22 protein-coding genes are annotated in these 21,539 nt (G+C 44.3%); 18 read left to right on the forward strand and 4 right to left on the reverse strand.

All coding sequences use genetic code 11. The features are described from left to right. Positions 1-16 precede the first annotated feature (16 nt). The 5 genes from Q8J82_RS12765 (at position 17) to Q8J82_RS12785 (ending at position 4,797) form a co-directional block, all read left to right on the forward strand. The gene (locus tag Q8J82_RS12765; RefSeq protein ID WP_304891468.1) at positions 17-871 is read left to right on the forward strand and encodes a DUF58 domain-containing protein; all 855 of its coding nucleotides are present in this window, start codon (positions 17-19) and stop codon (positions 869-871) included. Then, positions 871-1,965, forward strand: coding sequence for a hypothetical protein (locus Q8J82_RS12770; protein ID WP_305328438.1), 1,095 nt, complete (start codon positions 871-873; stop codon positions 1,963-1,965). The genes Q8J82_RS12765 and Q8J82_RS12770 overlap by 1 nt, the downstream gene beginning before the upstream one ends. A 3-nt stretch (positions 1,966-1,968) precedes the next feature. Then, positions 1,969-2,991: a VWA domain-containing protein gene (locus tag Q8J82_RS12775; protein ID WP_304891470.1), complete on the forward strand. Its 1,023-nt coding sequence runs from the start codon at positions 1,969-1,971 to the stop codon at positions 2,989-2,991. Positions 2,992-3,057: 66 nt separating this feature from the next. Beyond that, complete coding sequence (locus Q8J82_RS12780) at positions 3,058-3,660, forward strand: hypothetical protein (RefSeq protein ID WP_304891471.1); 603 nt, start codon at positions 3,058-3,060, stop codon at positions 3,658-3,660. A gap of 123 nt (positions 3,661-3,783) precedes the next feature. Beyond that, positions 3,784-4,797: a VWA domain-containing protein gene (locus tag Q8J82_RS12785; RefSeq protein ID WP_304891472.1), complete on the forward strand. Its 1,014-nt coding sequence runs from the start codon at positions 3,784-3,786 to the stop codon at positions 4,795-4,797. Positions 4,798-4,830: 33 nt separating this feature from the next. Here Q8J82_RS12785 and Q8J82_RS12790 read toward each other — a convergent pair whose 3' ends face one another. Together Q8J82_RS12790 and Q8J82_RS12795 are read right to left on the reverse strand one after the other, a co-directional pair. Continuing rightward, positions 4,831-5,187: an HTH domain-containing protein gene (locus tag Q8J82_RS12790; RefSeq protein WP_304891473.1), complete on the reverse strand. Its 357-nt coding sequence runs from the start codon at positions 5,185-5,187 to the stop codon at positions 4,831-4,833. Further along, positions 5,187-5,480: a DUF6516 family protein gene (locus Q8J82_RS12795; protein ID WP_304891474.1), complete on the reverse strand. Its 294-nt coding sequence runs from the start codon at positions 5,478-5,480 to the stop codon at positions 5,187-5,189. The genes Q8J82_RS12790 and Q8J82_RS12795 overlap by 1 nt, the downstream gene beginning before the upstream one ends. A gap of 173 nt (positions 5,481-5,653) precedes the next feature. On the opposite strand from Q8J82_RS12795, the gene Q8J82_RS12800 reads away from it, so the two are divergent. The 3 genes from Q8J82_RS12800 (at position 5,654) to Q8J82_RS12810 (ending at position 8,665) form a co-directional block, all read left to right on the forward strand. Next, entirely contained in the window at positions 5,654-7,867 is a 2,214-nt protein-coding gene (locus Q8J82_RS12800) for a TonB-dependent receptor domain-containing protein (protein WP_305328439.1), read from the forward strand. 193 nt (positions 7,868-8,060) lie between these two features. Continuing rightward, positions 8,061-8,282 (forward strand): type II toxin-antitoxin system PrlF family antitoxin, encoded by a 222-nt coding sequence (locus Q8J82_RS12805; RefSeq protein ID WP_304891476.1) that lies wholly within the window; start codon positions 8,061-8,063, stop codon positions 8,280-8,282. Then, complete coding sequence (locus Q8J82_RS12810) at positions 8,279-8,665, forward strand: PIN domain-containing protein (RefSeq protein ID WP_304891477.1); 387 nt, start codon at positions 8,279-8,281, stop codon at positions 8,663-8,665. The genes Q8J82_RS12805 and Q8J82_RS12810 overlap by 4 nt, the downstream gene beginning before the upstream one ends. Before the next feature lie 333 nt (positions 8,666-8,998). Here the strand turns inward: Q8J82_RS12810 and Q8J82_RS12815 are convergent, their stop codons facing one another. Together Q8J82_RS12815 and Q8J82_RS12820 are read right to left on the reverse strand one after the other, a co-directional pair. Further along, positions 8,999-9,634 (reverse strand): response regulator transcription factor, encoded by a 636-nt coding sequence (locus Q8J82_RS12815; RefSeq protein ID WP_304891478.1) that lies wholly within the window; start codon positions 9,632-9,634, stop codon positions 8,999-9,001. 31 nt (positions 9,635-9,665) lie between these two features. Continuing rightward, the gene (locus Q8J82_RS12820) at positions 9,666-10,667 is read right to left on the reverse strand and encodes a histidine kinase (protein WP_304907973.1); all 1,002 of its coding nucleotides are present in this window, start codon (positions 10,665-10,667) and stop codon (positions 9,666-9,668) included. A gap of 519 nt (positions 10,668-11,186) precedes the next feature. On the opposite strand from Q8J82_RS12820, the gene Q8J82_RS12825 reads away from it, so the two are divergent. The 10 genes from Q8J82_RS12825 (at position 11,187) to Q8J82_RS12870 (ending at position 21,447) form a co-directional block, all read left to right on the forward strand. Next, complete coding sequence (locus Q8J82_RS12825; protein WP_305326289.1) at positions 11,187-13,088, forward strand: PQQ-dependent dehydrogenase, methanol/ethanol family; 1,902 nt, start codon at positions 11,187-11,189, stop codon at positions 13,086-13,088. Positions 13,089-13,425: 337 nt separating this feature from the next. Continuing rightward, complete coding sequence (locus Q8J82_RS12830; RefSeq protein WP_305326290.1) at positions 13,426-15,069, forward strand: quinoprotein dehydrogenase-associated putative ABC transporter substrate-binding protein; 1,644 nt, start codon at positions 13,426-13,428, stop codon at positions 15,067-15,069. 154 nt (positions 15,070-15,223) lie between these two features. Next, positions 15,224-15,934: a c-type cytochrome gene (locus tag Q8J82_RS12835; RefSeq protein ID WP_304907976.1), complete on the forward strand. Its 711-nt coding sequence runs from the start codon at positions 15,224-15,226 to the stop codon at positions 15,932-15,934. 8 nt (positions 15,935-15,942) lie between these two features. Then, positions 15,943-16,920 carry a YncE family protein gene (locus Q8J82_RS12840; protein WP_305328440.1) on the forward strand — a complete coding sequence of 326 codons (978 nt, stop codon included), beginning with the start codon at positions 15,943-15,945 and terminating at the stop codon, positions 16,918-16,920. Positions 16,921-16,946: 26 nt separating this feature from the next. After that, on the forward strand, positions 16,947-17,405 hold the full coding sequence (locus Q8J82_RS12845) for a DUF1924 domain-containing protein (RefSeq protein WP_304892037.1): 459 nt from the start codon (positions 16,947-16,949) through the stop codon (positions 17,403-17,405). Positions 17,406-17,474: 69 nt separating this feature from the next. Beyond that, positions 17,475-18,014: an SRPBCC family protein gene (locus Q8J82_RS12850; RefSeq protein WP_304892038.1), complete on the forward strand. Its 540-nt coding sequence runs from the start codon at positions 17,475-17,477 to the stop codon at positions 18,012-18,014. Between the two features lie 42 nt (positions 18,015-18,056). Then, the gene (locus Q8J82_RS12855; RefSeq protein ID WP_304892039.1) at positions 18,057-18,602 is read left to right on the forward strand and encodes an SRPBCC family protein; all 546 of its coding nucleotides are present in this window, start codon (positions 18,057-18,059) and stop codon (positions 18,600-18,602) included. A 127-nt stretch (positions 18,603-18,729) separates the two neighbouring features. Next, positions 18,730-19,833, forward strand: coding sequence for a hypothetical protein (locus Q8J82_RS12860; protein ID WP_304907978.1), 1,104 nt, complete (start codon positions 18,730-18,732; stop codon positions 19,831-19,833). A gap of 55 nt (positions 19,834-19,888) precedes the next feature. After that, positions 19,889-20,293 carry a hypothetical protein gene (locus Q8J82_RS12865; protein ID WP_304892041.1) on the forward strand — a complete coding sequence of 135 codons (405 nt, stop codon included), beginning with the start codon at positions 19,889-19,891 and terminating at the stop codon, positions 20,291-20,293. A gap of 173 nt (positions 20,294-20,466) precedes the next feature. Then, a complete protein-coding gene (locus Q8J82_RS12870; protein ID WP_305328441.1) occupies positions 20,467-21,447 on the forward strand; it encodes a beta-propeller fold lactonase family protein in 981 nt (326 codons plus the stop codon). The last annotated feature ends 92 nt before the right edge of the window (positions 21,448-21,539 follow it).

The following is a 21,539-nucleotide window of genomic DNA, read 5'->3' on the forward strand; positions in this document are numbered from 1 at the left end:
ATCTATCGTAAACCTTATGGCACAGCAACCTTTAATCCACTATCACGTCCGTTGGCGACCTTCAGGGCATCAGCCTGGGGCAAGCCGTGGCATCGTCGCTGGGCTTGGAGATCAGCTACGTTCTGTGGTGTTATTGCGCGATCATCCAGACCCAAGGCGGCTAGATTTACGTGCCAGTTTGCGCGACCCGTTTGAAAACATTTGGGTGCGCGATTTCAACTTAAATTCGGCATTAAAAGTCATCGTGTTGGTCGATACTTCCGCTTCTATGGGTTATGTCGGCAAGGTGAACCGACTGCACGTGGCGCAAGAAATCGCCTCGCAACTGGCATTATCTGCCTATCGTTCAGGCGATGCTTTCGGCTTGTTTGCAGCAGGTGAAACCATTAATAAACAATGTATGTTGCCGCCCAAAGCCAATCGTGGCGCGTGGTTGTGGGTGAATCACCATTTTGCAAAACTTAAAGCCCAAGGCAAACATGCGGATGGTTTATTATCAGCGGTGCCTTACCTGCCTCAACGGCGTTGTTTGGTGTTTGTCGTGTCAGATTTTCGCTGGCCAGCAGGTAAATTAAACCTGTTATTAAAAAAACTCAGCCACCACGATGTCGTGCCAGTGATGTTGCAAGACCCCGCAGAAATAGACGAATTACCCAAAAGCGGCATTGCCATTTTGCGTGATGTTGAAACAGGCGCAGGGCAATTCGTGTGGATGCGGGCTAGCTTACAAAAACAGATGCAAGACCTACGCGCGCAACATGTCAGCAATGTTGAAGAGGCTTGCCGCATATATGGCGGCAAGCCGTTTGTGGTAAAGGGTGAGTTTAGTACGGCACTTTTGACCAAGTATTTTATGGAGCGTAGCGCGTAATGAAAATAAGAGTTGTATTGCTACTGTGTTTGTCGCTTTTCTTGCAAACCGTATTCGCTGGAGTTACTGTTGCAACGCCAGCCGTAACAGGCCCAAAAGTCAAAATCACCATGCGCGATAACGGTTACACGCTAGGCGACACCATCGCCATGCATGCCGAGTTTAACTTAGCCAAAGGCTTGGTGTTTGACCCAAACAGCGTGCCGCTAAAAGGCCCTGTGAACAATTGGTTAGATTTACGCAATGTATCGATGGCTGAAGCCAAAAATGCCGATGGCGGACGTAAAATCAGCATCGATTTTACTTGGCAGATATTTGGCACAGTAGAACATGCGCAAACGCTCAAAATACCAGCGATACAACTGCAAACAATTCCATCAAGTGATAGCGCAAAAGCAGATGATAATGCAAAAGATAGCACAGCCAAATTGGCCGCGAATAAACCTTTAACCATTACGATTCCTGCGCAAGGCTTTAACTTATCGCCCGTGCTACCACCCACGATTACAGAAAATACACACCGCCCACATGCGCCGCCTTTACGTTTCAATGAACGTACGCCGCTTACATTCGCCATCATATGCTTGATTTTAGGCTTGCTGTGCGGTGCGCTTTGGCTTTGGTTGCAAGATAAAATTTCATGGTTGCCGCGCAATCCTGGCCCCATGACACAATTGGCACGCCAGTTAAAACAACAAAAGTTAAGCCAGCAAAACATAGGGCAAGTATTCACAGTAGAAAACTTACGCACTATTCATGCAGGTTTAGCCAGCAGTGCTGGGCAGAGTTTATACCCGAATACTTTGGTCAATCTGTTTGAAAAAAGCCCATATTTAGCGGCAGAAAAACCTGCGATTACGCAGTTTTTTAATGCGTCATGGCAAACATTTTATGAGAAAAACACCCATTCGAGTACCAGCAATATTTCTGTCACAGACACTTTACGCTGGATTAACCGTTCTGCGTTGGCTGAGCGTTTATCTCGCAGGCCAGTATCACGCAGATTAGTATCACCCAGGCAAGTATCACACAGCCAAGCCAATCAAAATGTGCGTCAAAAGCCTGTCGCTTTAAATCGTGCCACAAAAGCTTAGCGCATGAACGCACTGCATTTTTTTAAGCCTGAATTGCTTTGGTTGCTACCATTGGCACTTTTGCCATTGATAAGCTACGGGGTAAAGCAGTTTAATTTTCCAGGATTAGAAGACTGGCCTAAAGACTTCTTATCTGATTGGCTACGTTGGGGCGTGCGGGTTTTGGCAGCTTTAACGCTGGCTGCGTTAATCATTGCCGCTGCCGCACCTTTTACCGAGGGCGGAACAGTCACTAAAGTGGGCGAAGGCGCAGAGATTGTGGTGGTGCTAGACCGTAGCGGTAGCATGTCTGAAAACTTGCAAAGCTATGACCAAAGCGTGAACGCTAAGCCTATTAGCAAAATTGAGGCCGCACGCAAGGTGTTACTTAAATTTATGGAGCAACGTCCAGCGGATACCTTTGGCGTGGTGGCCTTTAATGCGGCTCCAGTGAGCGTAGCACCATTATCTGCGGACCGCGAGCTTGCTAAAGCCGCCATGCAAAGTGCTGAAGCCAATAGTTCTGGTTTTACCGCGCTTAACCGCGCCTTAGCGATGGGCTTAGATTATTTTAATAATCGTCCGTTTACTGCCTCGCGCTTGATTTTGTTGGTGTCAGATGGTGATGCGGTGATTGAACCTGCCGATAGAATTATTCTGAAAAATGCGTTTAAGCAAACCCGCGCCAAATTGATTTGGGTGTATGTGCATGCAGGTGCTGAAGTGACGCAATTAAGTACCGTGATTGCAGGGGATAATGAAATTATTACCAATGAAGGGTTGGCAAAAGTAGAGATGGACCAAAACCTAGCCATGAATAAGCTTTTTGAAGAGCTGGAAATTCCCTACCAAGCATTTGAAGTGAATAGCGAAGCGGGCTTGCAGCAAGCCGTGGCGGAAATTGGGCGCGCCACCAATAAGCCCACGCGCTATGAATATCGGTTGCCACGCCAAGATTATGCGGTGTATTTTTATATGCTGACGATGGGCTTGTTAGGGGTGTTATTTTGGTTAAAACAGATAGAGATTAAAGCATGGAAACCATAATCTGTAGGTCGGGTTTTAACCCGACATGTCGGACTGAAGTCCGACCTACAATAGGTAGAGATAAACATGAAAATACAACATAAAATACGTCAACAATTGCTCGATAATCTGCCGCGTGCATTATTGGTGCTGATGACATTGCTATTGCTAGCGACTGGCTACCAATTTAACTTGTGGTGGAAAGCGCACCAACTCAATCTTGCTTACAACAATAAATCCATATTAAAACAATCACTAAATAATAATGAATACTTACATGCTTATAGTGTTGGCTATTTATTAGCCAGCCAAAACAAGCCCGTTGAAGCACAAAAAGCATTTAACATTGCAGAAGTTTCACTTAACCCTGAGCTACGCGCGCGTGCCAAATACGCCATCGGCAATGTGCATTTTGAATCCGCCATTGCTTCTTCAAATATTGAAAAAGGCGGCTCGCATCGTCGCGCTATTGAGCGCGTGCTACTCGCGCGTGAGGCTTACAAAGGCGCATTGCGCATTAAGCCCGACATGTACGATGCACGCTATAACCTAGAATTAATCGACAGACTTAGCCCAGAAAAGCGCACCGAAGGCTACCAAAGAGAGCCTGACGGCACCATTGGCATGCAACCGTATCAGCAAAATGGTTCGGCCTTGATGAAGGATAATACGCGCAGAGGCTTACCGTGATGGATGTGACAGAAAAATACCCAAACAATCCGTTCGTGGTGAGCTTGTCGAACCACACTCAACCCTTCGACAGGCTCAGGGCGAACGGGCTACATTTTAGCAGTCTATTTTTCAGCGATAACTATGCACCATAATCTAAAACATTGGTGGGGACACTTCCGCGTTCACTTGCGTCATGCCATTCAAAATGGCGCAATTTGGTATTTGCTCGCGGGTCTGGTTTTATTGCCAGTTTGGTTTGAGCCGCAAATGCAGCTGCCAAGCGTGGTGCAAGATACGCTGTTCGTAATTGACATTAGCGAAAGCATGAACGTGCGCGATGTGAATTATCCCAAGCCACAAACCGACAGGCTCACACTGGCAAAACTCGCCGTGCGGGAGGGCATGGCGAGCTTGCCTTGTGGCTCAAAAGTCTCCGTAGCTTTGTTTGCAGGCGATGAATCGGTGGTGTTGTTTGAACCACTTGAGGTGTGCCGACACTTTCCAGCCATTGAGCAAGTGGTTTCTGGCTTAGATAGACGGATGCGCTGGATAGGTGACTCGTGGGTGACCAACGCGCTGACGGCTTCCATTGTGGAGGCTCAGAAAAGAAAACTTAACTTGGTGTATATTTCAGACGGTGACGAAATGCCAAGCCGCGCTGCGCCAATTGTGACTGACCTTGCCAAACTAAGAGGCAAAATTAAAGGGGTATTGCTCGGCGTGGGCGGCGATGCCCTGCAACCCATCCCAAAGCTGAATCAAAAAGATGAAATTATTGGCTATTGGACGCGTGAAGACGCAGTGCTAGAAGGCAATCACCCCAATCTACTATCCGCCGTGCGTGCTTTAGCTCCTGGTGAACGCGCACCAGAGGGTACGTTAGATGAAGTCACCGAGCATATCTCCTCATTTAATAAGGTGTTCATGCAAGCACTATCACAAGCGTCAGGCTTTGAGTTGGTGCGTATTAACACGCCTGCCGATGCGGTAAAAGCCCTTAAAAATAGTAACTATCAAAAACAAGCAATGGCCGAGCGTGATGCAAGATGGATATTTGGCTTGGTTGCGGCGGTTTTTATTCTGATCGGTTGGTTTTGGCAAAACATCAAAACATTTTTTACTAATAAACGTTGGTTTAAGTTCAAGCGGACTTAAGTCAAGCATCTAGCAAAGGCATATTAGAGGGTTTTACCAAGCCATCAATACTTGATTATCACAAGCAATGACTTCTTTTTTTGTGCCATGCCCTGCATTTTTCATGGTGCGTATATCGACTAAACCAATAGATTGCAGTACGTCAATGTCACGCTTAACCGCAGAACGGTCTCTATTGAGGCGTTTGGAAATGTCAGTAATAGAGCCAGAGCAAGCGCGAATCGATCTAAATAAATCAATTTTAGCGGCAGATACTACTCTAGCTAAATCTTCAGCATTTTCAAAGCTGACAATTCTACTTTCCTTTTGCAACAGCCCTTTATCAGCCAGTGATGCACTGACTTTACCCCTGATAAAAAAGTCCTCAGTATTTTCGATTTTAATGTGCATTATTGACTCCTTAAAGCTAACCATTCTCTTTCAAATAAGATTTCTATGTCTTCAAAGCTAGTAAACGCCACGGCTTCAACCTTGCCATAATGATGACGATGATGATAACTGTGCGCATTATCAAAGCCGATGACACGTCCATTATCCCCATTAAATAATTGAGCGTTAATATAAGCTAAATTGTATCTTGTGATATTGCCTTTATCGTCCACCCAAACCTCGCGTCGCAATACGCCATTACCCTTTTTGGTCGATATGACATGCTGCTCATCAATTAGTTTTTTATCAGACATGATTTATAATATCACGGCTGTAAATATTGATGCTATCTTTATAGAAATAATCAGGATTTTTTCCCATACTAAAAAGTGAATTGTTGGCATATCTGCTATTTAAGTATTACCGCATAGTTCGTCTTTGTTTGTTATTTCGCCTTGAATTAAGGCATTTATCCAAAGGGTCGACTATGCATCTGCGTAAGAAAATTTATATTGCACTATTATCTGCGTTGGCGGTTAGCCATGCGCAGGCTGAAAGCAAAGCCGAAGCCATTGAGTTGAAGGCCGTCACGGTCATCGGCATTTTGCCTGAAAAATTAGAATCTGTGCCTGGCTCTTTTACAGTGGTGGATGAAAAAGAAATGGAAGCCAAACGTCCATTTTCAGTTAAAGAGGCATTAAGCAATGTAGCTGGCATTAATATCGTTACCTCAGAAGACCCGATGAGTCTAGCGCTGAACATTGGCGTGCGTGGTAATGACCCGCGTCGTAGTGCACGTACCTTGTTGCTAGAAGATGGTATGCCGCTGTTTTTAGCCCCTTACGGCGACCCCGCCGCGCATTACTCTACGCCGCTAGACCGCGTACAACGTATTGAAGTGGTGAAAGGCTCTGGTCAGGTATTGTATGGCCCGCAAACCGTGGGCGGCATGATTAACTTTGTAACTAAGCCTGTGCCAAAAGATGGCTTTGCAGGTAGCGTTTCTGCAACAATCGGCAATAACGATTTTACAGGGCTGCATGCAAATCTAGGTTACGGCAATGAGCGCGGCGGCATGATGATAGATGTCTTGCAGAAAAAGGGTGATGGCGTACGTAAAAACCATGAGTTTGATGTGCAAGATTTTGCGATAAAAGGTCAGCTTAATTTAACTGATCAGCATACGCTGATTGCAAAAGCCAGCTACTATGAAGAAGATTCAAACGTGTCTGAAACAGGTTTGGGCGTTACAGAATATGCGCGTGATAAATTTCAAGCCCCCTCTGGTAAAAATGATACGTTTGAACACGAGCGTAAGTCATTTCAATTACAGCATATTTTTCAAATTGCCGATAAAGTCAAACTTTCAACACAGGCTTATTATGTAGATGCGTGGCGTAGTTCATTTCGCCAAACGGATGAGCCAGGTGGGTTTTCAGGCGCAAATAACTCCACGGGTTTAACGGTGTTGGAGCGGTGCCCGCAACCAGCAGGCACTGCCTTTACTGAAGTGCAGGCCGCTAATTGTGGTGGTCGTCATCGCCCTAGAAGTTATGATTATTGGGGCATTGAGCCACGTTTAGATTTTAGTCACAATTTATTTGGCATTGCCAGTGATGCGGTGATTGGCTTTCGTTACCATGAAGAGGACATTAAACGCGAACAATATCGTGGTAATACTGCGTTATTCCAAAACCTTTCTTATGCCCAAGATAATTCATTACCTAGAGAGAAAATCTTGATTGATGTGGAGGCAAAGTCTTACTACGGACAAAACACTTTTTATATGGGTGATTGGGCCGTAACACCCGGCATTCGTGTTGAAGATATTAAAACCAAGACGGATATTCAACGCGCTAACGGCAATGCACACACTAATCCGCAATCTAAACTCACCAACAAGCAAACCAAAGTGTTGCCAGGCTTTGGTGTGGCGTGGAATGGTATAGACAACACTACCATATTTGCAGGTGTGCATAAAGGCTTTGCGCCACCACGCCCTAGCCGTGATATTTTTGCAGCAGGTGCAAATACCGCTGTAGCAGGCGAAACCAAGCCTGAAGAAAGCACCAATTGGGAAATTGGCGTGCGCTCTAAATATGTGAAAGGCGTGAGTCTTGAATCAACGCTATTTCATACCAAATTAGATGACATTGTCATCAATCGCGGCGGCGGCACTTATGAAAATGCGGGTGAAACCGCGATGGCAGGTTTAGAATTAGCTGGCCGTGTTGATTTTGGCACGATTTATGACACCTCACATAATGTGTATGTCACGGCTTCATACACCAATATGTTTACAGCGGAATTTAAGAAAACCAGCCCGGTGGCAAGCCATGGTGTGGTAAGTGGCGAGCGTTTACCTTATGCGCCACGTCATATAGCTTCAATCAACTTGGGCTACCAGCACCCTGTGGGGGTTGATGCACGTATTGGCGTTGATTACATTAGTCGTCAAGAACCGCACCCATCGCAACGCGTATTAGCCCCTGTAGATGCAGCACTGTCTGGCTTGGCAGGCGACATACCGTCTTATAGCCTCTTGAATGCATCAGTCAGCTATAAACCAGCAGATTCAAAAGCCTCTTACTTCATCAGTGCGCACAACTTGGCTGATAAGCAATATCTGGTGACTAGAATAGACGGCATGTTTGCAGGGCGTGAGCGCCAAGTGTTTGGCGGTATTCGTTACGACTTCTAGTCGTTATTTTGAGTGCGTGGAGGTCTGCCCATGGCAGGTTTCTCTCACAGCGAGCCCATCTGTTTCCCCTAGGTAAGGATTGATAGGCTCGCTTTTTTACTTTCGGACACCTCTACTAACAGAGAACAATCTATTTACACGAAACTAAATCATGATACAATTCTTACTTAATTAAAATTTGTAAGGAAAAATCATGTTAGCACAAGCAACAATGACCAGCAAAGGACAAGCGACTATCCCTAAAGAAATCAGAGATAGCCTGGGGTTACAACCGCAAGATAAATTGCACTTTACTTTATTGAGCGATGGCACGGTGATAATGCGTGCTAAAAAAAGAAACATCTCATCATTAGCAGGCGTTTTTTATGATGCAGATCGTGCGCCGATAAGCGTTGAGGCAATGCAACACTTATGATTGGGCTTGATACCAATATTTTAATACGCTATGTACTGCGCGATGATGAAAAGCAATTTCAATCAGCCAGCCAATTGATTGAAGGCAAAGATACAATCATCATCAGTTTGCTGACCTTGCAAGAAAGTGAATGGGTGTTACGTGCTTGCGCAAAGCTTGATAAATTGCAGATTATTACTTTATTCAAAGCTTTGCTTGAAACCTATAACGTCACCATTCAATCAGAAGATGTATTTGAGCAAGCCTTACTTAGTTTTGAAAATGGTTCTGCAGATTTTTCTGACTGTCTGATGGTTGCACAATATCGCCATATTGGATGTGAAAAAATGGTGACTTTTGATAAAAATGCGGCAAAAGTGGACGGTGTGATATTGCTTGCCTGACTAGCAGCCTGTCGGATTTAAAAGAAATCGGCTACAAATCCGTCTGAACGGTCTATTTTTCACCGCTTTTTTGGTCAATAGGGTATCTCGATTAATTCAAGTTTCTAAGTTAGGTAAGGCGCGAATAAAAAATTAAGACGCGGTATATATTTGATATATAAGGAATAATTTTTTGTGAGTAACGCGGCATAACGACGAAAATTGAATTAATAGAGGTGCCCAATAGTTATTCTACTGACCTGCAGAAACGGTAAATGGGGTAAGCAGGCAAAATCTATCCTCGCCCAGCCGAATTCTCGCTTCGATTCTTCAAATCCGACAGGCTGCTAGTCTTCAGCTTTCCAAAATATTCAACTTAATTGCCGCCAGTACTAATTGCGAGCGATTTTCTACATGCAACTTTTGTAAAAGATGCGTTTGGTGGTTGGCGACGGTTTTGTAATGCAGGTTGAGGATATTGGCTACGTCTTCTAGCGACAGCCCTTTTGCGAGCAATCTGAATACTTCAAATTCTCTAGGCGTTAAGCTATCTAAAGCAGTGTCTGGTTTTAAATGTTGCGTGGCTATTGTATGGGCAAGGTCGTGGCTGATATACTTTTTGTTGGCGGCAATCGCAAACACAGCTTCCACTAACACGTCAGGCGCGCTGGATTTAGTGACGTAGCCACTTGCGCCTGCTTGCATGACGCGTGTGCAGTAAACCACTTCATCATGCATGCTGAACGCGAGTATTTTAGCGTGCTTGTCTTTAGCTAATAATTTTTTGATGGTTTCTATACCGCCCATGCCAGGCATGGATAAATCCATGATGACAATATCAGGTTTTATTCCATCATAATTTTTATAAGCCTCTTCGCCAGTCGAGGCTTCTGCAATTACCTTAATGTTGGCTTTTTCAAGCAGGTGCTTGTAGCCTTCACGTACCACGGCGTGGTCATCGACCAGATAAACTTTAACGGCTGTTTTCATAAGTTAGCCCCATTAGATGACCCCATTACTTTCAAACCTTTATCCGAATGTTAATTTTTGTACCAGTATGAGCGTGGGTGGCAATGGCTTGGCTGCTTATTTCCATGTTGCCAGCAAGCGCTTCAACGCGCTCTGCCATGCCAAGCAAGCCATAGCCAGAATTTTGCTTGGACATATCAAAGCCCACGCCATCGTCAGTAATCGCTATGGTTAAATACCATTCACTTAAACTATTTGCTTTGCTTTCAATGTGACCTTTAATGTCAATGAGCACCGTTTGCGCGCAGGCATGTTTGGCAATATTGGTCAATGCTTCTTGTACGATTCTAAATACGGTAATGTTGACGGTTTCAATATAGCTATCAATATCCCCATGAATATGTAGCTGGTAATTGGTTGGGCGGCTAGTTTTATCCAGCCTGGCTACACTTTGCATCGTCTCTGTGCTTATCGACCGCCATGTATCAAGCAAATGCTCTAATGCCGCAGATAGCCCAAGGTCATCTAAGGCCACAGGGCGCAATGTGCGTATTAAATTGTGGGTGGTGTGGTAGGCGTGGTCTGCGCTTGATGTAATGCTTTTAGCAGTAAGTTGCACATCCACTGAGCTACTTGCATCAACCAATAAGCCAGCAGCTTGCGCTTTAATTGCACTGAGGTATTGCCCTAAATCATCATGTAAATCGCGTGCGATGCGTTTACGCTCGCCTTCTTGCACTTCTAGTACTCGCTGTAATAATGCGTGATTTTTCTTAATCAAAATCCTGGATTCATTGATGCGTCGTTTAGCAAACCATAGCAAAGCACCCAAGCTTGCCAGCAGTGCAGGCAGCAATTCATCAATATCTAACCCCTGCTCATATTGTCTCGCCCAAATATAATAATTTTCTGAAAAATTGAAGTGGCTTGATATGGCATACACACTTAAGAAAGCAATGGGAACCCATACTGAATCGAGCGCTATGCTACGACTATGCATTTTTTGAGTGATTGCCTGCTTAGATTGGCTGGTGTGCTTAGTTTGATTTGGCATTGGGGCACCTCTATTTATTCAATTTTCGTCGTCATACGTTGTTACTCACAAAAAATTACTCCTTATATATCAAATATATACCGCGTCCTAATTTTTTATTCGCGCCTAGTCTGACTTAGAAACTTGAATAAATAGAGGTGCCCATTGCTTTATCGTCACCAATACAAACATCGCAAGCTTGTAATGTTTGGCATTTTTTCACAACAGGGATAGTCACGCCAAAATATAGGAATAATTCCCGAAACCCACTGCATCAAGCAAATTGTGAGATTTTGAGTGCGTCATCAAGAAAAAGTCCATAGTCGACTAAGGTCGAACCCTTAATCATCATGTGCGTTGTTCGCTAGCCAGTTAATTTTACCTTCCTATATTGGACGGGAAAATATCCCAACCTATTGAAGGACTAATTCTCAATCGCTGAAAATGAAGCAGGCATATAGTTCGAACCATGTTGTGATTGTAATGATTTGTTACAAGTTGCAAATATTTAGGGGTTGAATTTTTAATCACGGAGGAAGTATGAAACAGAACTGGACATTAAAAGCCATGTTTACTGCCTTGAGTGCCGTTGCCTTAATCGGCATGGTGGGTCAAGCGTCAGCAAATGAAGAAATTATTAAACGCAGTAAAGACCACAATATGTGGGCAGCCCCAGGCCAAAACCTGGCGATGCATCGTCACAGTCAACTGAAAGATATCAATACCAGCACCGTCAAGAACCTGCAAATGATCTGGTCTCAGTCATCCGGCACATTGCGCGGTCATGAAGGTCAGCCAGTGGTGGTTGAGCACAACGGCAAGCCCATGATGTATCTTGTCAGTGCCTGGCCTAACATTGTGCAGGCCCTGGACTTATCCAATCCTGATCAACCAAAACAAATCTGGAACTACACTAAAAAATCTGACCGTGATGAATCTGCTGTGCCACGCGCATGTTGCGATACCATCAATCGCGGTTTGAACTATGCTGATGGCAAGGTGGTGTTCCATACATTAGATGGTTTCTTGATTGCCTTAGATGCTACAACGGGTAAAGAAGTTTGGGTGACTAAACATGCTTTCCCAGAAAAAGGTGAAACGCACACCGGTCCGGCCATGGTAGCTGAAGGTTTGGTGGTTGCTGGTTTCGGTGGCGATGAATTTGCCGCACGTGGCCGTACCGTTGCTTATGACTTAAAAACGGGTAAAGAAGTTTGGAAATGTCATAGTACGGGTTCAGATGAAGATTTGTGCTTAACACCAGATACCAATAAAGCGAATCCGCATTATGGTTTGTATGGTCAAAAAACCGGGTTCACATACCCAGGCGATGAGTGGAAAATTGGTGGCGGTGCGCCTTGGGCATGGTTCACTTATGATCCTAAATTACGCATTATGTACGCAGGTACAGGTAACCCTGGACACTGGTCTCCTTCTTACCGTTGCAGCAACACCGGTGCTGATTTAACGCATAAAAAATGTAACGAAGTTGATCCAAAAACCAATGTTGGTAAGCACGATAACAAATGGTCTATGACCATTATGGCGCGTAATATCGACACGGGTAAAATGGTGTGGGCTTATCAAAAAACACCATTTGACCAATGGGATTATGATGGCGTAAACGAAAACATTTTGGTTGATAACCTGAAAGTTGACGGCAAATCATACGATGCGTTAGTAAACTTTGACCGTAACGGCTTTGCTTACGTGCTGGATCGTAAAGACGGTACATTGTTACGTGCTCACAAGTTTGTGACCGTAAACTGGGCTGAAAAGATTGACATGAAGACTGGTCGTCCAGTCAAGGTCGAGCAGCACTCTCCGTTTGCACGTGATGTCAATACACAAGCTTGTCCATCTGCAATGGGTGGTAAAGACCAGCAACCAGGGGCGGTTGATCCTAAAGAGCCGAACATTTTCTATATGCCAACCAACAACTGGTGTATGGAAGATGAGCCACAAGAACGTACGCACACCCAACAAGGTACTGTGTATGTGTTTGCTAACGTGTACATGTATCCAGAAAAACCAGGCGTGACCGGTAAACTCAAGAAATTTGACGTAGTGACTGGTAAAACCATCTGGGAAATTTCTGACCCGTATCCAAACTGGAGTGGTGTTTTAGTAACAGACGGCGGCTTGGCGTTCTACGGTTCATTGGGTGGTGATTTCCGCGCGGTTGACCGTAAATCAGGCAAAGTGGTATGGAGCCGTAAATTGTCCTCCGGCATCATCGGTAACCCAATCACTTACAAAGTAAAAGGCAAACAATACGTGTCTGTATGGGCAGGTATCGGCGGCTGGATCGGTTTACCTGTAACAGCAGGTTTAGATATGGATGACAAGTACGGCGCGATCGGTGCGACAGCCATGGCTAAAGCAACAGGTCTCGACAAGATTCCTCAAGGCGGTGCACTGTACACCTTCCGTTTAGACTAATTTGTTAGTCTGCAAGAAGTGTAAGTAAAAGTTAGCAGGTGACGTTTATGCGTCACCTGCTTTTTCTATGTGTAAGGTTTTTATGTACCACAGGCACTCCGATTTTCTAAGTGCTAAAGCACTTGAAAAGTCGTATGTAGGAGCGATATTTATATCGCGAAACATTGGTGAAATAACCTGCAATCTTCGCGATATAAATATCGCTCCTACATGAAATCTTTAAATTTAACTGAACTTTTAAAAAGTAAAATGTTCTTAAAATGACGTTAAAATGCAATAACTTCTGTTAATTATTCAATAAATTCAAATAATAAACTTTTATCTTATGGGGTATTCGATGTCCAAGCAATCCGTTTTCAAACAATCTTTACTGGCTTTAGGTCTTGCGGCATTGGCATTGCCTGTAATGGCGGACGAGGTGCCAACACCAAGTTCAATCAAAACAATGGGTTCTCTACGCATTTGTGCTGACCCTGGTAACATGCCAATTACATCAGATAAAGGTGAGGGTTTTTCAAACAAAATTGCCACCATTATTGCTGAGGGCATGGGTACGCATACCAGTTATTTTTATCGCCCGTATTTAGAGCGTGGCTTAACACGGCAAACGTTTGATAATAACGAATGCGATATTCTGATGGATATGACCGCCGATGATAATCGCATGATGACTACCATTCCAATTTACCGTAGCACTTTTGTGTTGGCGTACAGGAATGATAAAGGCATCAACATTAAGTCGTTAGATGACCCTAAACTGCTCAATGATTACAAAGTGGGCGTATTCCAGCATTCGGCCATTCGCACTGTGTTGCAGGAGCATGGCATTAATCGCAATAACACCATCGTGCGCACCATTGCGCATGATGCCGATCTGAGACCTGAGCGCCAACCGCACATGGATGTGCAGCTGATGATAGATGGCAAACTAGATGTGGCCGCGCTTTGGGGGCCAATGGCGGGCTGGTACAAAACCATGAAAAAAGCCCCCATTGAAATTGTGCCTTTAAACATGATGGAAGATAGAACCCCCATGGAATTTTCATTGGCGATTGGTATGCGTAAAAATGCACATGACCTGAAAGCTGCCATTGAAGCGGTGATGCTGAAAGAAAAAGATAAAATCAAAAAAGTGTTGGATGAATACGGTGTGCCGCTGGTGAAGTGTGATGACTGCGTGGTATCTGGCAATTTACCGACGCACGGCGCATACAAGCCCATTGTCAGGAAAGCCATTATTCCCGTGCAATCAGATATTGCCGCCTTGCCTGCCATGGTGGACGAAGCCTTGAAACAAGGCTCTAGCCTAGATGAAGAGCTTATCAATGCCAGCATCGCGCGCGATGCTACGCGCATTGAATACCTGCTTAAACGCGGCGCAAAAATTGACACCCAGGATATCGAGGGTAAAACCTCGCTTATGATTGCCGTACAAAGCAATGATTTAGTGGTGATGAATGGCTTGCTTGAATATAAAGCAGACCCCAACAAGCAAGACCACGATGGCTGGACAGCCGCCATGTATGCGGTTAAATCAAACGAGCCGAAACTCTTTCGCCTGATGGGCAAATTTAAAGCCGATTACAACCTTGTCAATAAAGATGGCATGACCGCCCTTGCGATGGCTGTGGCTGATAACAAAGCCAATGCAGCGGTGGCGATGTTAGATAACAATGCTAACCCAGACTTTGCCATGGGTGCAGGTAAATATAATGCCTTAATGCTGGCTGTCACCAAAGGCAACCAAACCTTGGCGCAAACTTTATTGCAATATAAAGCCAACCCCAACGCGAAAAATGCAGGTGGTGTAACACCACTGATGATTGCCGCGCATAAAGATCAAGACATGATTGTGAGCTTGCTGTTAAAAGCAGGCGCAAAAGCAAGCATGAAAGATGATGAAGGCAAAACTGCATTGCAGATAGCCAAAGAAAATGATGCGCAAAAAGCCATTGTGATGCTAGAAAAGCCTATGGAATAGCACGGTATCAATTGGCGGGATTAAATCCTAGGTTAATTTAGGATTTAATCCGTCATGCCAAATCATCCGCACGGCGTTAAATGTTTAGTTGGCTGTAAAGTGTTTTTAGTAGATTTTTGTATTATTTGTTGTTATTTTTTGAAAGGCTTTGAACATGAAATTTCGTTATGCAGGCATAGTTGCCATGTTAAGTATGTTGTCACTCAACGCTTGCGCCGCAGGCACAGATAAATCTGCTGAAAAAGCCACTGGAACTGTTAAATCAGCCGTGGTTGCTGAAGTGAAGAAAGTAGATGCTGCCCCTGAAAAAGTAATGCCTGAAAAAATCGTGGTTGCTGCCGCTGAAACACCAGCAACGCCAGAAGCTGCCGCTGCGTCTGCCCCAGCTGTAGGTGCTGATGGTTTTCCACTGCCTGCACAAAAGAAAAAATCTACAGCCCCGGAAATTAAACCCTTAGCTTCAGATAAATCACCGTATGATGTAGCAACATCTGCCGAGAAAGGGTCGTTAAAAAACCCGTACTCATATACAACAATGAATCCGGATTTAGTTGAAGCAGGCAAGAAAAAATACATGGGTGTAAGCTGTAACGGTTGCCACGGCGGCAATGGCGGCGGCGGTATGTGTCCGCCGTTATCAAACGAAACTTGGGTATTTGGCGCAGATGATGACACACTATTCCGCCTAATCGCATTAGGTAGTGATGAGTTAATGAAGCAAGGCTACACCCGTAAAGGTCGTGAAAATGTAGTAGGCCCTATGCCAGCCCACGGCAAACTCGTAAAAACTGAAGATGATATGTGGAGAATCATTTACTTCATCCGTGGTAACTTTCGTGGCGATGCTAAAAACATTAAGTGGTAATGGCGTAAATGCTGAATAGGCTACAAATCAAAAGACTGTCTGTATTGTTGGGCAATCTTTTTTTAAGCGCGCATTTGCAAGTGTTTGCCGCGCCATTCGCTTATGTGACTAATCAAGGCGACCACACTGTATCTGTGGTTGATTTGGCTAGCCACAAAGTGAGTGCCACCGTCCCTGTAGGTAAAGCCCCTGTTGGCGTGGCTATTGATCCATTATCTAATCGCGCCTATATCACTAATGTAGAAAGCCGCTCAGTCTCGGTGCTAGATATGGCGCAAAACAAAGTGATACATGAAATTCAGCTGGGAAAAATTGCCCCTGTGGGCGTGGTGCTGAATAAAAGTGGCGGGCAATTATTTGTAGCAGATTGGTTTCATGACCAAATTTTAGTGATAGAAACTGACACTTATAAAACCCTCACCACTATTAGCATGGGTAAAGCCCCGGCAGGAATGGTGCTAAGCCGCGAAGGCGCTAGTTTGTATGTAGCAAACCGCGATAGTAATGAAGTAGGCGTGATTGATGCAAGAACGCATCAAGTTATTAACAAAATAGCAGTCGGCAAACACCCGTTTGGCATGACTTTATCGGGCGATGGCAAACTGCTTTATGTGGTCAACGTAGAAAGCAATTCTGTTTCGGTGATTGATGTGCGGCGTGATGTTGTCACAACGACGATTCCTGTAGGCGAGCATCCGTATTGTGTGACATCCAATGCGGATGGCTCAAGGCTTTATGTGAGCAATACGCATGAGGATACGGTTTCGGTCATTGATGGAAAAACCCAAAAAGTGATTCAAACGATTAACGTGGGTGGTACGCCAGAAGGCATCGCTTTTGATAACAAACATCAGCGAGTATATGTGGCAAGCTGGATGGACAACGCATTGACGGTCATTGATGCCAAAACCAATAAAGTGGTGGATACCATCAAAACAGGGGCTCAAAGCCGTGCTTTCGGGCAGTTTATAGGCGCTGCGCAATAACTATTTTTTAATTTCAGGAGTATTTTATGAAAACGATTCATCTTGCTTTATCAGTAATGCTTAGCCTTGCTGCAACAAATGTATATGCAGATGCAGTGACTGCACAAAAGCTGGCAGATAAATATGCTGCCGCTGCAAAAAAAGCAGATTCGTCTTATGCCGGTTTGTCAGTAGATGATGGCAAAGCATTTTTTAATCGTGAAGTCATTCAGTTTAAAGGTGACGTCAATAATCCTGGTAAGGCGATTGCATGCGCTTCATGCCATACGAGCAATCCGGCGGATACAGGTAAACACATTGTCACTGGCAAACCAATCAAGCCGCTGTCACCTGCGGTGAATGCTAAACGTTTCAAATCAATGGATGCAGTGGAGAAGAACTTTACCAAGCATTGTAATGAAGTTGTTGGTAGTGACTGTACAGCGCAAGAAAAAGGCAATTATATTGCTTATCTGCTGACAGAAAAAACACCGACAAAAGAATAAATATCCACGAAATGTGAAGCTGGCAACTCGGCTTCACTGATGATTGAATCAATAAATTAGGAAATAATAATGAAGCTTTTATGGGTAATTTTGACAGCAGTGATTGCAATTCCATTTTCAGCAAATGCGGCTAATGCGCCAAGTCAACAAAAAGTCATTCGTGAAGTGGTGATTAAAGCAGAGCCAGCTAAAGTATGGGCAGTGGTGAAAGATTTTGGCGGCATCCACAAATGGCATCCCGCCGTAGAAAGCACATCAACCGAAACTAAAGCTGACCAAGACGGCGTGCAATTGCCACACCGATTACTCACTTTAAAAGGCGGCGGTACGATTTTAGAAAAACAAACTATCAATTCAGATGAAGAAATGAAGCTGGAATATAAAATTGTAGAAGGCGTTTTACCTGTGAGTGGCTACCGCGCAGTCATGACGGTAAAAGCAGGCCCTGCCGCAGGCGAATCAACCGTCACTTGGACAGGCCGTTTTTATAACAAAGCCAATGATGTACACCCCAAATCAGGTGAAGACAATGAAACCGCCGTAAAAGCCGTTGAAGGTGTGTATGACGCTGGTTTGCCAAATTTGAAAAAAGTCATTGAAGCGCAATAATTTAGTTTAAGTAATTTAGTTTAAGTATAAGGAAAAGTAGGTATGAAAAAGTTTTTAGCAATGTTAGCCATGGCTTGTTTGTTACCACTAGCTGCACAAGCGCACGGCCCAAGTGGGCAAAAAGTGGTGAAAGAGTTTGAAGTTAAAGCTGAGCCAGCTAAAGTTTGGGCTTTGCTCAAAGATTTTGGCGCAATTGGCAAGTGGCATCCTGATGTGACTGATGTGAAATTGGAAGATAGAAAAGATGCTGAATCTGATAAAACATTGCCGCATCGCCTAGTGACGCTAAAGAATGGCACCACCTTTTTAGAAAAACTGCGTGATGCCAACGATGCTGACATGAAGCTGGATTACAAAATGGTGGATGGTGCCGACAGCACCATTGCCGTGAGCAATTATCGTACTGTAGCGCAAGTGAAAGCAGGCAAGGCGGCAGGGCAATCTATAGTCACTTTAACCGCACGCTTTTATAACAAAGCCAACACGATGGAAGCCCCAGAAGGCGCAGATAACCCAGCGGCAAACAAAGTCATTAACGCGCTTTATGATGCGGCGGCGGTAGGCTTGAAAAAGGCACTTGAAAAGTAAGCTGAATGTGAATAATTAAGTTGCGTATGAAATGCTGTTTAGTGTGACGATAATTACTTTAAGCGACACGATAAAAGAAGATAATGCATTTTAAGTATATCTTTAACTTAATATAAGGAGCATTAAAATGCCATTCATACGCAAACAATTGTTTAAAATAACCCTCGCTTTAGGGCTTGCGGCTGGCTTAGCTGCAAGCCCGCATTTATTTGCACTAGGCAATACGCAAGTAGCGGCGGCTGAAGCAACAAAGGAAAAAGCAAACACACCTAAAGTGACGGGCGAGTTTGATAATATGTGTGTCATGGGCTTGGCTGAAGGCAAGCGCATTAAAACGGATTGTTCTGTAAACATGGTGTTTGAAGGCAAAACTTACTGCTTTCGTGCAGAAGATGCAAAAGTGGCTTTCAATAAAGACCAAAAACGCAACCTAGAACGCGCAAAAGACCACTTTGCCGCTGGTGAAGTCACGCAAACGGGCGATGATATGGGCAAATATAGCGTGGATGATGTAAAAGCATGGACGGATAAACTGATTCAAGACGAAGCCAAGAAAAACAGCGGTATTTATTATGTGCATGATTCATCAACCGGTGAAAAATTACCGTTGAAATATAAAAATATTGACTTTATGCGCACTTTGCATGGCTACGGCTTCTTTCCTGAAGCCATTTTTACCGCAAAAGATGACGATAATAAAAAATACCTAATTGATTTTTGGGTGAAGCCAAAAAACGGCAAACTCGATTTATTTGATGTGCGCATTTATAAATCCCCTAAGAAAGACGGCGCTAATTGGACGCTGGTAAAACGCCAACCCAAACCGTGGTGGTGGATTCCTGCCTCTGAACACCCGGGTGAATCAGAACAAAAACGCAGTTGGGAAGTGATGTCGGCCATTGAAGAGCATATTGTTTCATCTAAACAGGCAACAGGCTTGTACAAATTGACGGACGATAAAACGGGCAAAGAAGTGGAACTGGAGTTTATCGGCGTGCATCAACCTGTGCGTAAGTTAAAAGAAGGGGGACAATTTTTTGCCTGCACGGATTTTCGCAGACAAGGCAGCAAAGATGAGATTTATGACATCGACTTTTGGCTGGATGAAAAAACCGGCAAAGTGAAAGTGAAAAGCGTGCGCGTGCATAAAGTGCCTGAAATGCGCGATGGCGATATTATTCAAGTGCCGCGCTATAACCACGATCCGAAAAAGACCGATTTAGTGCCATAGAGATTTTGCAACAAAACTGACGGACACTTTTACAAATCACGGTTAAGGAAACCTTATGAATATACCTATGAAAGCAGCTTCTTCACTTTTATTATTTTGCTTGGTAGATACTGCATTTGCGGTTGAAAGAGATACATCAACAGGTACTTGGAAAGCCGTGGTGCCAAAAAACATGCATGGCGAATTTGATAGTCACGACCCGATTGGTGTAATAGCAGGGCAAAAAATCAAAGCAGACTGTTCCCTTAACTGGGTTGATCCTGACGATCAAAAAATTTACTGCTTTAGCAGTGGCACCTCTCTGCTTTTCTTTCTGGAAATGCCTAAAACTAAAATTAAAAAGGCCAGAGAAGCGTATGAGAACATCCCGCGCGACAAGACACCAGAGTTGCATGGCGGCGATATTATCCAAGTACCACGCTATAACCACGACCCAAGCAAGACCGAGCTAGTACCTTAGCTATAATTTTTCGGGATTTAATCCCATGCTTTTTTGGGATTTATTAAGTATCTAGGACGCCAACATCTCATTATGATGGTCTTCATCACTCTCCAAAGTGTTTACGCCAGACGCCTGATCCGTGTCTGGCATTTTTTACCCACTTACATTAAATCTGCCAAGGTCAATTGATTATGAATGCTAGCAAAATATCTTCTTTTTCATTAAAACAAACCGCCATATTGGTTGCAACTTTATTGGTGAGTAGCGCAGCTTTGGCCGCGCCGTTTGCTTATGTGCCTAATGAAAAAGACGGCACAGTCTCGGTAATTGATACCAGCACCGATACTGTAGTAAACACGTTGCCAAAAAAAGGTAAATTCGGTAAAAAGATTCAAGCAGTCGCCATAAATGCTGATGGCACAAAACTCTATGTGGTAGTGCGCGACAAAAACGCAGTAGCGGTGGTTGATATTGCCAAGAGCAAGCAAGAACGTTTAATTAAAGTGGGTGACGAACCTGAAGGCATTGACATTTCGCCAGATGGCACCACCTTAGCCGCCTGCTTAGAAGAAGAACACGCAGTTTCATTCGTGAATCTAAAAACCAATAAGCTGGTACATACCACCAAAACACAAGGTAGAAACCCCGAGCATTGCGTGTATTCACCTAAAGGTGAATGGTTGCTGGCAAGCAATGAAGCAAGCGGCAATGTAGATGTGATTGATGTGGCAACACACAAATCTGTGCATTTGATTCAATCCACCAAACACCCGCGTGGCATAGGCTTTTCACCTGATGGCAAGCTCGCATACATTGCCAATGAAGCGGCCAATTTGGTTGAAGTGGTCTCTGTAGGCGATTGGGCAATATTACATAAAATCCCCGTTGGCTTGCGTTCAAATGGCGTGAAAGTGTCGCATGACGGCAGCCGTGTGTATGTGAGCAATGGCGGCGACCACAATATCAGCGTGATTGATACGGCTAACAACACTGTGATTGCGACCATTCCCGCTGGCGAACGTCCGTGGAATATGGCACTCACGCCTGATGGTAAAAAACTCTATGTTGCTAATGGGCGTAGCAATAGTGTTTCGGTGATTGATACTGTTAAGAATGAAAAAATAACAGATATTCCTGTTGGCAAATTCCCTTGGGGCGTTGTGATTCGCTGATAGTACCCCGTCCGTGCACACATAAAAAATGTGCATGGATCCCAAGCTGATGCAATTTTGCATTTTATCGAACATCGCTACAAATAAGCAGA

It is taken from the genome of Methylotenera sp., assembly GCF_030684185.1.
Classification (GTDB): domain Bacteria; phylum Pseudomonadota; class Gammaproteobacteria; order Burkholderiales; family Methylophilaceae; genus Methylotenera.

Excerpts from the sequence above, each read along its gene's own strand:
- Q8J82_RS12765 (WP_304891468.1), top strand. The coding sequence starts at position 17 with ATGGCACAGCAACCTTTAATCCACTATCACGTCCGTTGGCGACCTTCA.
- Q8J82_RS12770 (WP_305328438.1), top strand. The coding sequence starts at position 871 with ATGAAAATAAGAGTTGTATTGCTACTGTGTTTGTCGCTTTTCTTGCAA.
- Q8J82_RS12775 (WP_304891470.1), top strand. The coding sequence starts at position 1,969 with ATGAACGCACTGCATTTTTTTAAGCCTGAATTGCTTTGGTTGCTACCA.
- Q8J82_RS12780 (WP_304891471.1), top strand. The coding sequence starts at position 3,058 with ATGAAAATACAACATAAAATACGTCAACAATTGCTCGATAATCTGCCG.
- Q8J82_RS12785 (WP_304891472.1), top strand. The coding sequence starts at position 3,784 with ATGCACCATAATCTAAAACATTGGTGGGGACACTTCCGCGTTCACTTG.
- Q8J82_RS12790 (WP_304891473.1), bottom strand. The coding sequence starts at position 5,187 with ATGCACATTAAAATCGAAAATACTGAGGACTTTTTTATCAGGGGTAAA.
- Q8J82_RS12795 (WP_304891474.1), bottom strand. The coding sequence starts at position 5,480 with ATGTCTGATAAAAAACTAATTGATGAGCAGCATGTCATATCGACCAAA.
- Q8J82_RS12800 (WP_305328439.1), top strand. The coding sequence starts at position 5,654 with ATGCATCTGCGTAAGAAAATTTATATTGCACTATTATCTGCGTTGGCG.
- Q8J82_RS12805 (WP_304891476.1), top strand. The coding sequence starts at position 8,061 with ATGTTAGCACAAGCAACAATGACCAGCAAAGGACAAGCGACTATCCCT.
- Q8J82_RS12810 (WP_304891477.1), top strand. The coding sequence starts at position 8,279 with ATGATTGGGCTTGATACCAATATTTTAATACGCTATGTACTGCGCGAT.
- Q8J82_RS12815 (WP_304891478.1), bottom strand. The coding sequence starts at position 9,634 with ATGAAAACAGCCGTTAAAGTTTATCTGGTCGATGACCACGCCGTGGTA.
- Q8J82_RS12820 (WP_304907973.1), bottom strand. The coding sequence starts at position 10,667 with ATGCCAAATCAAACTAAGCACACCAGCCAATCTAAGCAGGCAATCACT.
- Q8J82_RS12825 (WP_305326289.1), top strand. The coding sequence starts at position 11,187 with ATGAAACAGAACTGGACATTAAAAGCCATGTTTACTGCCTTGAGTGCC.
- Q8J82_RS12830 (WP_305326290.1), top strand. The coding sequence starts at position 13,426 with ATGTCCAAGCAATCCGTTTTCAAACAATCTTTACTGGCTTTAGGTCTT.
- Q8J82_RS12835 (WP_304907976.1), top strand. The coding sequence starts at position 15,224 with ATGAAATTTCGTTATGCAGGCATAGTTGCCATGTTAAGTATGTTGTCA.
- Q8J82_RS12840 (WP_305328440.1), top strand. The coding sequence starts at position 15,943 with ATGCTGAATAGGCTACAAATCAAAAGACTGTCTGTATTGTTGGGCAAT.
- Q8J82_RS12845 (WP_304892037.1), top strand. The coding sequence starts at position 16,947 with ATGAAAACGATTCATCTTGCTTTATCAGTAATGCTTAGCCTTGCTGCA.
- Q8J82_RS12850 (WP_304892038.1), top strand. The coding sequence starts at position 17,475 with ATGAAGCTTTTATGGGTAATTTTGACAGCAGTGATTGCAATTCCATTT.
- Q8J82_RS12855 (WP_304892039.1), top strand. The coding sequence starts at position 18,057 with ATGAAAAAGTTTTTAGCAATGTTAGCCATGGCTTGTTTGTTACCACTA.
- Q8J82_RS12860 (WP_304907978.1), top strand. The coding sequence starts at position 18,730 with ATGCCATTCATACGCAAACAATTGTTTAAAATAACCCTCGCTTTAGGG.
- Q8J82_RS12865 (WP_304892041.1), top strand. The coding sequence starts at position 19,889 with ATGAATATACCTATGAAAGCAGCTTCTTCACTTTTATTATTTTGCTTG.
- Q8J82_RS12870 (WP_305328441.1), top strand. The coding sequence starts at position 20,467 with ATGAATGCTAGCAAAATATCTTCTTTTTCATTAAAACAAACCGCCATA.